The organism is Pandoraea oxalativorans, from assembly GCF_000972785.3.
In the GTDB taxonomy this organism is placed as follows: domain Bacteria; phylum Pseudomonadota; class Gammaproteobacteria; order Burkholderiales; family Burkholderiaceae; genus Pandoraea; species Pandoraea oxalativorans.
In genome coordinates, this window is record NZ_CP011253.3 from 2,714,171 (window position 1) to 2,727,509 (window position 13,339).

Genomic DNA, 13,339 nt, shown 5'->3' on the forward strand with positions numbered 1-13,339 from the left:
CCCCGAGCCTCCCATGACATCGACCTTCGCTTTCCCGCTTCCATTCGGCGCTGCCGCTCAGGCCGATGGCACCACACGCTTTCGCATCTGGGCGCCCGACGTGAGCGCCATGCAACTGGTCATCGAGGGCGATGCGCCCGTGCCGATGCAGGCGGTCGACGGCGGTCATTTCGAGCTGACGGCGCCGTGCATCGCCGGGAGCCGGTACGCCTTCGTGCTACCTAACGGGCAACGCGTGCCGGACCCTGCGTCGCGAGCGCAGGACGGCGGTCCGCACGACATGAGCGTCGTAGTCGATCCGCGCGGCTACGTTTGGCAGACCACGGGATGGCGGGCACGACCGTGGCATGAGACCGTCATCTACGAATTGCACGTCGGCGCGCTCGGCGGCTATAACGGGGTTCGGGCGCGTCTGGCCTATTTCGCACAGCTTGGCGTGAACGCCATCGAGTTGATGCCGCTCGGCACCTTCGAGGGCCAGCGCAATTGGGGCTACGACGGTGTGTTGCCTTTCGCGCCGGAAAGCGCCTATGGCACCGTGGACGAGTTCAAGGCCCTCATCGACGCGGCGCACGCCGAGGAGATAATGGTGTTCGTCGACGTCGTTTACAACCACTTCGGGCCGAGCGGCAACTATCTTGCGGCCTACGCTGCCCGGTTCTTCGACGACACGAAGCACACGCCGTGGGGACCGGCGCTGAACTTCATTGAGCCGTCCGTGTGTCAGTACTTCATCCAGAACGCCTTGTACTGGCTCTTCGAGATGCGGGTGGACGGGTTGCGGCTCGACGCGGTACACGCCATCGGCAGCGACGCGTTCGTGCAGACGCTGAGCACGTGCGTGCATGACGAAATCGCGGCGCGCGAACCGGGCCGTCGCGTCCATCTCATCTTCGAAAACGAAGATAACGCGGCGGGCTTGCTCGCGAGAACGTCGGCGGCCCAATGGAACGACGACTTTCACAATGCTCTCCATGTGCTGCTGACCGGCGAGCGAGACGGTTATTACGCCGACTTCGCCGACGATCCGGTGGCGCATCTGGCACGCGCATTGGCCGAAGGGTTTGCGTTTCAGGGGGAGCAGATCGAGCGGCTAGGCAAGCATCGCGGCGAGCCGAGCAGCTTCCTGCCGCCGACGTCGTTCGTCGGTTTCTTGCAGAACCACGATCAAGTGGGTAACCGGCCGTTTGGGGACCGGCTCACGGCGCTCGCGGACCCGGACGCACTGAGGGCTGCCGTCGCGCTGTTGCTGTTGTGCCCGCAGATTCCCATGCTATTCATGGGCGAGGAATGGGCGAGCGTAACGCCATTCCTGTTCTTCACCGACTATCGGGGCGAGCTGGCCGACGCCGTTCGCAAAGGGCGCCGGGAAGAGTTTGCGCGCCTGGGTGCGGCAACCGAAGCTGCCGTGCCCGATCCGAACGACCCCGAAACGTTTGCGAAGTCCTGCCTGTGGCCGGGCGAAGACGTGTCGGCCACAGCCAATGACTGGCTGGCGTGGTATCGCGGGTTGATCGAAATGCGGCGCACATGGATCGTGCCGGGCTTGCCCGGTGCGACAAGCGCTGGCGTGGACGTGCTCAACGCTCACGCGCTATGCGCCCGGTGGCGTCTCGGCAACGGTGCGTTGCTCGTCATCCTGCTCAATCTCGGTGACCAGCGTGTCGTCATCGACGCCGCGCCCTATTCGCCGACAGGCGTCACCCTTTGCCAGACACCGGCGCACGCGATCCACGACCTGTCGACCGGCACGCTGTGCGCCCACGCCTGTGTCGCGTGGCTGGAGGAACCCTTATGACAACGACCGCATCCTTGCTGTCACCTCCGTCGCAAGATGCTGTGCAGACGCTCGCTCAGCGCGCCGGGTTTCTTGTGCGCTGGGACGATGCCGATGGCCAGACCCATACCGTAACGCCCGATGTGCTGCGCGCGTTGCTCGACGCGATGGGACTGCGGTGCGACAATGCCGCGCAGTGCCGCGACAGTCTGGCGTTTCTCGATTCGCCCGCGTCACTGTCGGACGACGTACAGATCGTGACGCGCGTCGGCATACCCGCGACGCTGCCTGCGCTGTCGCTCATCGCCGGGCGCAAGCGGTTGGCCTATCGGGTGCATCTCGAAACCGAAGGGGTCGTCGACGGTATGACCGAGGTCGACCCGGACTCCGGTGCATCGCTGCTGCCGCCCATCGACGTGGCGGGCTATCACCGGCTGGAACTCGGCAACAACGTGTATTCGGTGATCGTCGCGCCGCCGCACGCGCATCGGTTGCCGTCTGACGCACGTGAGTGGGGAATGAGCGTTCCGCTCTACGGACTGCGCCAGGAGGGCGACGGCGGTCTCGGACACTTCGGCGCGCTGGCCGACGCAGCGTCCGCCATCGCAGAACACGGTGCGCAGGCCCTCGCTATCAGCCCCGCGCATGCGATGTTCAGCGCGCGCCCCGGGCAGTTCAGTCCGTATTCGCCGTCGAATCGCCAGTGGTACAACGTCGCGCATATCGACCCGGCCGCGCTGTGCGGCGAGGCCGAGGCGCAGGAGGCGGCACGAAGGCTGCGACTGGTGCCGGGCTACGCACAGCGGGAGCGCCAGCGGCTGGTGAACTGGCCCGCCGCCTCTGCGGCGCGCCTGCAAGTCCTGCGTCATTTGTACGACCTTCGCGAGCACTGGTTGTCCGCCGGGCAAACCAGCGCACTGAAGCGCTTTCGCCGGGACGGCTTGGACTCGCTGGAAGCGCACGCGCGCTTCGAAATGCTCCACCAACGGCTGCATTCGACGCATGGCGACGACTGGCGACGCTGGCCTGTAGGCCTGCGCTCTCCATGGGCACCGCAAGTGGAGCGTATGGCTTATGAACATGCCGACGACGTGGCGTTTCACGTCTTCCTGCAATGGTTGGCACTAGAGGGGCTGCAACGCGCACAGGGGAACGCTCGCGACGCGGGCATGGGGATCGGGCTGATCGCGGACATGGCGGTTGGCGTCGACTCAACGGGCAGCGAGGCGTGGGCCGACCCGGGGCATTTGCTCCGGGGCGTGTCGCTTGGCGCGCCGCCGGACCTCTTCAATCGGGCAGGACAGGTCTGGGGACTGACAACCTTCTCGCCGTGGGCCATGCATCAGCATGGCTACCGGCCATTTATCGCGACACTGCGCGCAGCGCTTGCGTTTGCCGGGGGCGTACGCATCGATCATGTGCTCGGTTTGTCGCGCCTTTGGGTTTGCCCGGACGGGGCACCGGCGGCGTCTGGCGCGTATCTGCGCTATCCGCTCGACGCCTTGCTGGCGATCGTCGCCCTCGAATCGTCGCGACATCGCGCGCTCATGGTCGGTGAGGATCTCGGGACAGTGCCCAGCGACTTTCGGGCGCGTGTGGCGACGCAGGGGGTATTGGGAACGGATGTCCTTTGGTTTGCGCGCAGCGCACCGTCGCCCACGCAGTCGAAAAAGACACCGGCGTTTCTTGACCCGTCCCAATGGCGAGCGGATGCCGTCGCCACGACCAGTACCCATGATCTTCCGACCGTCGTGGGGTGGTGGACGGGCCGGGACATCGCCTGGCGCGCCCGTCTGGCCTCTATGTCGATGGATGCGCGCCTCGCCCGACGGCACCGCCGCGAGGATCGCACCGCGTTATGGCGCGCGATGAGTGCCGCTGGCGTCGTCAACGACAGCGGTCGCGCCGCCGCGCCTGCGGCGTCGGCCGAGATGACGAGCGACGTCGCCAGCCCCCCAGGACGCGCCCCAACGACGACACCGCTCGACGCCATCGTAAGTTTCGTGGCGCAGTCGCCCTCCCCGCTGGTGCTGCTTCCCATCGCCGACGCGATCGGCGCAAAGGAAGCCGATAACCTGCCCGGCACGACGACCGAACATCCGAACTGGCGACGCCGCCTGGGTGCACCCGTCGACGTGTTGCTCGGCACACCGGACGTGGCTTCGCGTATTGCCCGGTTTGCCCGTGTGCGGGCTGCCGCCGGCCGAAAGTGAACTGGCATTGAACCGGAGCCGTCATGATCCCGCTTGCTACGCTGCGTATCCAATTCAACGCCGATTACACGTTCGCAGATGCCATGCGGGACGTACCCGCGTTCGCAACGCTTGGCATCTCCCATCTTTACGCGTCGCCGGTCTGGACAGCCTCCCCCGAGTCCACGCACGGCTACGACGTCGTCGACCCTTGCACCGTCAGCGAGACGTTGGGCGGCGAAGCCGGACTGCGTCATTTACGGGACAGTCTCAAGGCGCACGGTATCGGACTGATCGTGGATATCGTGCCCAATCACATGGGAAACGGGCACCGAAACCGCTGGTGGCAGGATGTTTTGCGTCGTGGTCAGCAAAGCGCTTATGCGCCCTATTTCGATATCGATTGGGATGGCAATGCCGACGTGCCTGCTGGCAAGGTGCTGCTGCCCGTGCTGCCCGAACCGCTCGCGGACATCCTGTCGCAGCGCAAGCTCTCAGTCGTTCGGGACGCACGAGGAAACGCGTCGCTCGCGTACGACGGCGCGCGCTGGCCGCTCGCCCCTGAGACCGTCGCCCTCGCAGAAGCTGCACGCACTGAACAGGATTGGCGGCGGGTGCTTGCGCGCCAGCACTTCCATCTGACGCACTGGCCGCTCGCGCGCGATGCGCTGAACTGGCGGCGCTTCTTCGACATCACGTCGCTGGTGGCGGTGCGTGTCGAGCGCCCGGAAGTCTTCGACGCCGTCCATGGCCTGCTATTGCGATTGTTTGCCGATGGCGTGATCGACGGTGTTCGCATCGATCATGTCGACGGCCTGAGCGACCCCGGCGCGTACTGCCGGCGGTTGCGCACCGCACTGCGCGAAGCCGCCGATGGACGCGAACCATGGATCGTCGTCGAGAAGATCCTGATGGATAGCGAACGTCTCGATACCCGCTGGGAAACCGACGGCACGACCGGCTACGACTTCATGAACGACGTTGGCGCATTGCTGCACCATGGAGACGGCACCACGGAACTCTGCGCCCTTTGGCGTAACACGACGGGCGATACACAGAATTTCGGTGCGCACGTGCGCGACGCGCGTCTGCAACTGATCGACGAGCGCTTTGGCAGTGAGATGAATCGGGTAATCAAGGCGCTCACATCGCTGATCGACGCCGACCCCACTGGCCGGGCCCGCGACGCAGGCATCGCCTGCTTCAGACGCTGCACCATTGCGTTGGCCGCGTCGTTTCCTGTCTACCGCTGCTATCCGGACTGGCCGAATGCCGCCGAGGCCCCGAATAACGTGCTGACGACGGCGATGAGCGGCGCAAAGCGTCTGCTGCATCCGCTGGATCACGCGGCGCTTGCGCTGCTCGTCATGTGGTTGACGTCGGCCGACAGCGACGCGGGCGAACCAAGCGGACCGCATCGCGACCTTCGGATTCGCTTCGCGCAGATCACCGCACCGCTGGCCGCCAAGGCGGTCGAGGACACGGCGGGATATCGCTGGGGACGTCTGCTATCGCGAAACGATGTGGGAAGCAATGCGGCCCATCTGTCGATGCCGCTCGCCGATTTCCATGCGATCAACGCCTATCGGGCGAGCCACTGGCCTCGCGCCATGTTATCGACGGCCACGCACGATCACAAACGCGGTGAAGACGTCCGCGCACGGCTTGCCGTGCTCTCCGAGATCCCACACGGATGGGCGCAAACCGTCAGCGCATGGCGGGCGGAGAACGATCGCTTTCGAGCGGCGGCGCCTGATGCGCCTGATGTCGCGCACGAACTTATGCTCTACCAGACGCTCGTCGGCGCATGGCCTTGCGCGTGGCATTCCGTGCCGACGACGGCGGCACTGAGGGCGTTCGTCGAACGCATTGCGCAGTGGCAACGCAAGGCGATGCGCGAATCTGGCATACGAACGTCGTGGCTCGCGCCAGACGCCGAGTATGAAGCGGCTTGCGACGCCTTCCTCGAACGCGTGATGGGCACAACGTCGTTCGTCGACTCGATTCAGACGTTCTCCGACGCCATTGGCCCCGCAGGCGCGCTAAACGGTCTGACGCAATTGTTCCTCCGTATGACCTGCCCGGGCGTACCGGACACGTATCAGGCGAGTCTCCGATGGGACCAGACGCTGGTCGATCCCGATAATCGGCGTGCCGTCCATTTCAGTGCGGAGATGGCGGACGCGTCCACGCCCGGCGCGTTGCCCGACGATCAACAGTGGCATTCGCTGATGGATCGCTGGCGCGACGGCGACGTGAAGCGCTCGCTCCTGTGTGCTTTGCTGCACCGGCGTAAGCAATTCGCGCCTGCCTTCATGCTGGGCGATTACGTTGCGCTGACGACGCACGGTCCGTGCGCGGCGCAGGTCGTGGCCTTCGCTCGCGTGCCTGCGCCGGGCGAAGGCAGTCCGGTGGTCTGTGTCGCCACCCGGCATGCGACGCGTCAACTAGGGGTGCTGTCGACGGCAGCCAGTCCCGTTCCCCGAGTCCGGGTGCAGGACTGGCAGGATACCGTCGTGGACGTGAGCGTGCTGTCACGCGCGCCTCGCTGGCGAGGCCTGATCGACGGCGTGCGCGTTCCCGCGACCGCGAGCGGCATGCTGCCGCTCGCCGACATATTGGCTGCCTTGCCGGTGGCACTGCTCACGCCGGAGTGAGCACGGCGCCATCAATACTGCTGATCGATCCATTCGCGCGCCATGACCGCGGCCTCATCGAGCGCCGTTTGCTCATCGCTGTGTACGTCGTCCTTCAGCGTCTCGACCTCATGATGTCGGATCATGCCATCGCCTGCCTGCACCAACGCCTTGCCGTGGTACCCACCGCCCCGATGGGGCAAGGCCGAGCAGATGACGCTGAAATTGCGATACCGAAATGTCAGAACGGCTGCCATATCAAATCCTTGGCCATGCGGCGCTCTCCTCCCGTGCAAAATGCCGGTGCTTCGCAATGGCCTCGACGAAGCCATCGAGCGTTTGCGCATCCGGCGTTGCACCAAAAAATACGCCCGGATCGCCGTCCTCGGGCGCAATTCCTGCGGCGTCGAGCAGTCGTTTCCCTGCGCCAATCGCCAATAGCGTCTTGCAGTGACGGAACTGATTGCGGACGAAGTCCAGCGCATGCCCGTTCGCGCACAACCTGTCCACCGCCGGATCGCCCGGCGCGATCACGACGGCGTCGAACAGGAAGCCGGGCTGGCTGTCGAGCGCTGCGTCCGCGTCGATCGTGCCGCCATCCGCCGCGTCGCAAATACCGATGTGCTCCCCAACGAGGCGAACGTCCGCATGTTCGATGGTCAACGATTCGGTCACCTCTCTCACGACCTCGGCGTCTGTGCCATCGGCGACCAGCACGGCGATCTTGCGAGACGCGATGCCTGCCTCGCCCGGATGCGCCTCCATTGCCAGCGCGGGTGACCGGTCGACCTCGGGGGCCGCGGGCGCTTCGGCGGCCGGGGGCATCGGATCCGGGAGCGGCATGCCAAGCCCGCTGGCGATTTCCGCCGCCATGGGTTCCGACACGTTGCGCAACATCGACAGCATACGACGGCGAATGCCCGGCACCGTAACGTGACTCAGCTCGAAGCGAAAGGCGTCCACGATGTGACGCTGGCCGGCGGCGGACTGACTCTCGTAGAACAGCGTCGCCTGTTGAAAATGCTCGGCGAACCTAGCAGGCTTGCCACGCATTTCAACCCCGTTCTCCGGCACGGGTTCGGGGAATGGGAGGTACCCTGCCGAGCCGGTCTGGAACGGGCAACCGCCGCCCATCGAATTCGGATCGTACGCCACTCGCCCGCGATGGACCGTCTGACGATGCATGCCGTCGCGCTGATGATTCTGCACGGGCGTGACCGGGGCATTGATCGGCAATTCGTGGAAATTCGGTCCACCTAGCCGCGTGATCTGCGTGTCGAAGTACGAGTGGATGCGTCCGGCCAGCAACGGGTCATTGGTGAAATCGACCCCTGGCACGACATTGGCGACGCAAAACGCTACCTGCTCCGTCTCCGCGAAGAAGTTGTCGGGATTGCGCTCGAGCACCATACGGCCGATGGGCGTCACAGGAATCAGGTCTTCCGGCACGATCTTAGTGGCGTCGAGCACGTCGAAGCTGAACGTGTCGGCCTGCGCTTCGCTGAAGACCTGCACGCCCAGTTCCCACTCCGGATACTGGCCGCTCTCGATCGATTCCCACAGATCGCGCCGATGGAAGTCCGGATCGGCGCCGGAGATCTTTACGGCTTCGTCCCAGACCAGAGAGTGCGTACCGAAGCGCGGCGTCCAGTGAAACTTGACGAGTTTCGACTCACCGCTTGCATTGACGAAGCGATAGGTATGCACACCGAAGCCCTGCATCATTCGGAAACTGCGCGGGATGGCGCGATCCGACATGAGCCACATCATCATGTGCGTCGATTCGGGCGAGAGCGAGATGAAATCGTAGAACGTGTCGTGTGCCGACGCCGCCTGCGGCATGGCGTGATGCGGCTCGGGCTTCACGGCGTGAACCAGGTCGGGAAACTTCATCGCATCCTGAATGAAGAACACCGGCATGTTGTTGCCGACCAGGTCCCAGTTGCCCTGATCGGTGTAGAACTTGACGGCGAAGCCCCGCACGTCGCGCGCGGTATCCTTCGAACCCCGCTCGCCTGCGACCGTCGAGAATCGCACGAAGACCGGCGTGCGCTTGCCTGCCGCTGCAAAGGGCGCGGCGCAGGTCAGTTCTGCGAGCGCGTCGTACGATTCGAAATAACCATGCGCGCCGGATCCGCGTGCATGCACCACACGCTCCGGGATGCGCTCATGGTCGAAGTGCGTGATCTTCTCGCGCAGCACGAAGTCCTTAAGCAATGCCGGGCCACGCATGCCGCCGACGAGCGAGTTCTGGTTGTCCGCGACCGGCACGCCCTGATTCGTCGTGAGCGGCGTGCCCTCGGCATCGGCTCGAACGCGGGTCAGATCGCCGCCCACGGCGTTCACGCCGGGCTTTGCTGGACCGCCTGTTTTCCCCGTCGCAAGACGCTCGCCGACCGTGCTGGCGCGCGCGTGGGACGATGGCGACTTTGCCGTCTGTCCCGGTTCGGGTTTCGCGGCGCCAAGGCCATACTCGCTGGCCTTCTCAGCGTTGTACGGCATGGCGTCGACGGTCTGACCCAACTCGTGCGAGCGTTTGACGCCCGGGTCTTTGCTCGCCCCGGGCGCGCCAGCGGGCCCGCCGTCGGACTGCCGGAATCCACTCTCCGTGGCCAAGGCGTTGCCGGTAGCCTGCTTCGAAGGCGATCCGGATTGCGGGGTGGAATGCGGTGTCTTTCGGCGAGTCATGAATGTCTCCTTGAATGCCTCAATGCGCTCTGGCGACCGAGGTCGCGAGCTTGCGGGCCATCGTCAGGTGGCGTTGCAATATCGGTAAGGTGCTGCGCGCAAATGCCTTGAGTTCGGGGTCACGACCGGCATCGGCTTCTTGCTCGAACAAGCGAACGGCTTGTTGATGCGCTGCGGGACCTGCGGCTGCGACATAGGCGACGTCGAATTCGCGGCCCTGCTTATTGGTGAGCGTCTGCAATTCCGGATTGACCTCGGCTGCCGCAGGCACCCGGATGCCCTTGCGGGCGGCGATCTGCTGCAACTCGTTGCCGGCCTTCGTGTGGTCGGCCACCATCTGGCGGGCAAAGATCTTGACGTCGGTACTCGGCGAGCGCTCCAGCGCCAACTGGCTGGCCTGCACCTCGAGCATGCCGGCGCGCCCTGCGGCATCGACGAACGATGCGTCGACGCCACCCGGCGCATGCGTCATGGGCCCGGCGTCGCGAGGCTTGCCCGGATCGACCACGTCCGCACCGGCGGGCGTCGGTTCGCGCGGTGTGACGGGCGTCTGTGCGACGGCGAGCATGGGGGTCACCAGTGCGAGTTCCGCCAGCACGCCATACAAACGCTGGTGAGCGCGCCGGTAGAAGCGACCTTGGCTGCGATGTCTGATTTTCATGACGAACCTCCTGAGAATCGTAGCGCGACGTGACTATCCCCCCACAGCGGTACCGCCATTGGGATGCAGCGTCTGCCCGGTCATGTAGCTGCCGTCGCGACAGGCGAGCAGCACGTAGCTCGCGGCAAGCTCGTCCGGTTGCCCGGGACGCTTGAGCGGCGTGTTTGCGCCGAACTTCGCCACCTGATCTGCGCTGAAGGTCGACGGGATGAGCGGCGTCCAGATCGGCCCGGGCGCGACAGCGTTCACGTAGATGCCCTTCGGCGCAAGATTGGCGGCCAGCGCCCGCGTGAACGACACAATGGCGCCCTTGCTCGCGGAGTAATCGAGCAGCACCGGGTTGCCCTGATAGGCGGTGACGGACGCCGTATTGACAATGCGCGCATCCGGCTTCATATGGATGAGCGCGGCTTGCGTCATGAAGAACATGCCGAATACGTTCGTACGGAACGTCCGGGTCAACTGGTCTTCGGAGATTTCGGTCAGGTCTTCGCGAACGTGCTGCTCGCCCGCGTTGTTGACCAGTACATCCAGGTGACCGAACGCCTTCACGGCTTTGTCGACGGCTTCGCGCGCACGATCCCGCTGTCCGATGTCGGCCTCGATGGTCAGACACTTACGCCCCGTCTTTTCGATCAGTTCGCGCGTTGTCGCAGCGTCTTCCGACTCCTTCAGGTAGACGATGGCGACGTCCGCGCCTTCCTTCGCGAAGGCGACCGCGACAGCACGTCCGATGCCGCTGTCGCCACCCGTCACGATGGCCACCTTGTCGATCAGCTTGCCACTGCCGACGTACTCCTTGGCGGTGTCTTGCGGCTTCGGTTCCATCTCGGCTTCTACGCCGGGTTGATGCGACTGCGTTTGCGCGGGGGGTGTCTTGGCTTGCTGATTCGATGTCATAAATCGGGCTCCTGATGTGTTGCGGGCTGTGTGGGCGCAAGGGGCGAAAAGTCGCGCCATTCGCCGCCCTCCCAGACGCCCTCGGTATGCTGGATGTCTTCGGCCCCGGCATTGCGAAGGACCGTCATGGCCGAGTCGGCCGTCTGCTCGCTTACGTGGGCGGCGAGAATGACACCGGCGTCGCGTGCGTCATACGCTTGTGCCTGAGCACGTCGCTGACGCATGCGTGACAGTGCGCCTGCGAGCGCGCCCACGTAAGCGCCGACCAGTGCCCCGATGAGCGGGATGGGCCACCATTGCACGCCAAACCGGTGGATCGTCACGCCGATACCGCCGCCGACGATCAGCCCGCCCACGAGACCCAGCAGTGCGCCGATTCCGCCCGGACGTGCACCCGGATCGGCATGCATGTCGCCGCCTATCGGAAAGCGGGCATGCTGACCGGCCGGATTGAGAAAGAAGATAGACACGTCGCTCGCGCTGAAATGACGTGCATAAAGGCGGCGCGCAACTTCGCCCGCCTGATCGAACGTGTCGAAACGTCCCGCCACAATGGTTGCCATCGTTCGCCTCCGGAAGACCATCGATCGATGAGACGATCACATCAACTTGCCGAGTTCCTTCGAGACGGAGGCCGGCGACTTGTACTCGATATCCGGAATATGCTGAAGCGTGTCGAGTACCTTTCGGTCCGCATGTTGATCGCGCGCGCAGGCCAGCAGCTCCGCCTTGCTGCACGGGTAATCCATGCCCTTGAGCGCCTTTTGCACGTCGACGGGACTCGGCGGCTGATTGTGACCGGTCTGATGCCCGCCCTTGTCGCGCGTGGCTCGGTCGCCCTCATGCGAGCGCGTGCGGCTCAGTTCGTGACCGGTATGCTGCGGATGATGAGACGTCATGGTGTTGGCTCCTTTCGGTTGCGAGGGTGTCAGGATTAACCGGCGGCATGCCGACGCATTCGCGTGAGCGCGGCGCAGGCGAGCACGGTGGCGCCGATGGCGAGCGCTCCACTTAGGCGCGGACGCTTGGCCATTGCCGTGTACGGACAACTGCGAAAGACGACGCCGTCCATGCCTTCGCGCTCCTGCATGTCCCGGCCCGGCGCGTGCAGCGCATTCTCTTCGCGCGGCCGCGCTGGCTTGTCGGTCCGTTGCGAGCGCGAGAAGAGGTTCGACGCCATGCGGTCGAACAGACCCGGGGCGTGATAGGCGCTGGACGACATCAGCTTGGCGGCCGCGCCGACGAACAGATCGCGGTGCGGATGCGTGGCGGCATGAAGAATGGCGTCGGCGGCGAGTTCCGGGTCGTAAATCGGCGGCGGGAGTCTGGGCTCCACGTCGAGATAATTCTTTGCGTGCTTGACGAACATCGTGTCGAGCGCCGCAGGTTTGATGAGCGTGACGCTCACTGGCGCTTGTACCGACTCCAGTTCGAGACGAAGCGAATCGGTGAATCCCTTGACCGCGTGCTTGGACGCAACGTAGGCGCTTTGCAGCGCGATGGGCGCGTCCGACGCTTCGCTGCCCATGTTGACGATTGCGCCGCCGACACCGTCCTGCTTGCCGCGCAGGTATTCGGCCGCAACCAGCGAGCCATGGACCACGCCCCAATAGTTGGTGTCGAAAAGCTTGCGCTGATCGTCGAGCGGCACGTCCGACGCGGCACCGAAAATCGATACCCCGGCATTGTTGACCCAGGTGTCGAACGCGGTGAACGCTTCGATGGCCTTCACGGCAACATTGCGCATCTGCTCCGCGTCGCAGACGTCGGCCTTCACCGCGATCGCCTGACCGCCGTGCTCGCGAATCTCGTCGCACAGTTGGTCGAGCGCCACCTCGTTGCGTGCAACGAGCACGAGCTTCGCGCCGCGTCGCGCGGCCTTGCGCGCTGTCACGAGGCCTACACCACTCGTCGCGCCGGTAATCACGATCACTTGTTCTGCGAGCGGCTTCAATGTGTAGCTCATGAGCGACGCTCCTTAGTTGATGGCGAGCGGATGCACGGGCCGCATTCCAATGGCAGGACCGGTCGAATACCGGTATCGCCTTCCGGCACGATCACTGGTTTTTTCAAAGGCGCATAAGGCACTCTTTCGGCAGGAATATCGGGTACCCACGTCCACGGAGGAATAACCACGGCAGGCGAGAAGTGAAGCGGTGGTGGCGAATTGGCGTTGGACATGCTGACCTCCGAAGTTCTATGGGCGGCATCGCGAAATGTGGAAACTGCCGCTACGTCATCCAACGCGATGCAAGTCGCGTTCCATGCCACCGCAGGGCGTTCGTCAGGCGAACGAGCAAATCCGCGTAAAGGTGGCGACCCCGGGAGGCGACCCGCTGACGGGCGTCGCACGGCGGGTTTGACGAAGGCGAACTCACGCTCACGGATGGCACGGTGCATGAATCGTGTCGGCTCGTGAAGCGTTGCCCGGCCTTTTGTCCAACGTTTTGTAAGAAAGCCCGGTGACCTCACGACCGGCAAACGC

Annotated in this window: 11 protein-coding genes; 3 read left to right on the plus strand and 8 right to left on the minus strand. The window is 64.7% G+C overall.

Annotation, left to right across the window (positions count from 1 at the left end; genetic code table 11):
* The first annotated feature begins 13 nt into the window (after positions 1 to 13).
* The 3 genes from treZ to treY are packed head-to-tail and all read left to right on the plus strand — an operon-like array spanning position 14 to position 6,626.
* Entirely contained in the window at positions 14 to 1,798 is a 1,785-nt protein-coding gene (gene treZ / locus MB84_RS12180; RefSeq protein WP_046291961.1) for a malto-oligosyltrehalose trehalohydrolase, read from the plus strand.
* Complete coding sequence (gene malQ / locus MB84_RS12185) at positions 1,795 to 3,990, plus strand: 4-alpha-glucanotransferase (protein WP_046291962.1); 2,196 nt, start codon at positions 1,795 to 1,797, stop codon at positions 3,988 to 3,990. Before treZ ends, malQ begins: the two co-directional genes overlap by 4 nt.
* 23 nt (positions 3,991 to 4,013) lie before the next feature.
* Entirely contained in the window at positions 4,014 to 6,626 is a 2,613-nt protein-coding gene (gene treY / locus MB84_RS12190) for a malto-oligosyltrehalose synthase (RefSeq protein ID WP_046291963.1), read from the plus strand.
* An 11-nt stretch (positions 6,627 to 6,637) separates the two neighbouring features.
* On the opposite strand, the gene MB84_RS12195 is transcribed toward treY, so the two are convergent.
* From MB84_RS12195 to MB84_RS29885, 8 genes are read right to left on the minus strand one after another with little or no spacing between them, the layout of a single operon-like run.
* Positions 6,638 to 6,862, minus strand: a complete 225-nt coding sequence (locus MB84_RS12195) for a hypothetical protein (RefSeq protein ID WP_046291964.1) — start codon at positions 6,860 to 6,862, stop codon at positions 6,638 to 6,640.
* 1 nt (position 6,863) lies between these two features.
* On the minus strand, positions 6,864 to 9,293 hold the full coding sequence (locus MB84_RS12200; RefSeq protein ID WP_084009747.1) for a catalase: 2,430 nt from the start codon (positions 9,291 to 9,293) through the stop codon (positions 6,864 to 6,866).
* A gap of 19 nt (positions 9,294 to 9,312) precedes the next feature.
* Positions 9,313 to 9,954 carry a DUF4142 domain-containing protein gene (locus MB84_RS12205; RefSeq protein ID WP_052653254.1) on the minus strand — a complete coding sequence of 214 codons (642 nt, stop codon included), beginning with the start codon at positions 9,952 to 9,954 and terminating at the stop codon, positions 9,313 to 9,315.
* Positions 9,955 to 9,987: 33 nt separating this feature from the next.
* Positions 9,988 to 10,854, minus strand: coding sequence for a glucose 1-dehydrogenase (locus MB84_RS12210; RefSeq protein WP_046291966.1), 867 nt, complete (start codon positions 10,852 to 10,854; stop codon positions 9,988 to 9,990).
* Positions 10,851 to 11,417, minus strand: coding sequence for a hypothetical protein (locus MB84_RS12215; RefSeq protein WP_046291967.1), 567 nt, complete (start codon positions 11,415 to 11,417; stop codon positions 10,851 to 10,853). Before MB84_RS12215 ends, MB84_RS12210 begins: the two co-directional genes overlap by 4 nt.
* Before the next feature lie 36 nt (positions 11,418 to 11,453).
* Positions 11,454 to 11,753 (minus strand): DUF2795 domain-containing protein, encoded by a 300-nt coding sequence (locus tag MB84_RS12220; RefSeq protein ID WP_046291968.1) that lies wholly within the window; start codon positions 11,751 to 11,753, stop codon positions 11,454 to 11,456.
* A gap of 35 nt (positions 11,754 to 11,788) precedes the next feature.
* Positions 11,789 to 12,820, minus strand: a complete 1,032-nt coding sequence (locus MB84_RS12225; RefSeq protein WP_046291969.1) for an SDR family oxidoreductase — start codon at positions 12,818 to 12,820, stop codon at positions 11,789 to 11,791.
* Positions 12,817 to 13,035, minus strand: coding sequence for a hypothetical protein (locus tag MB84_RS29885; RefSeq protein ID WP_157122704.1), 219 nt, complete (start codon positions 13,033 to 13,035; stop codon positions 12,817 to 12,819). Before MB84_RS29885 ends, MB84_RS12225 begins: the two co-directional genes overlap by 4 nt.
* Between the last annotated feature and the right edge of the window lie 304 nt (positions 13,036 to 13,339).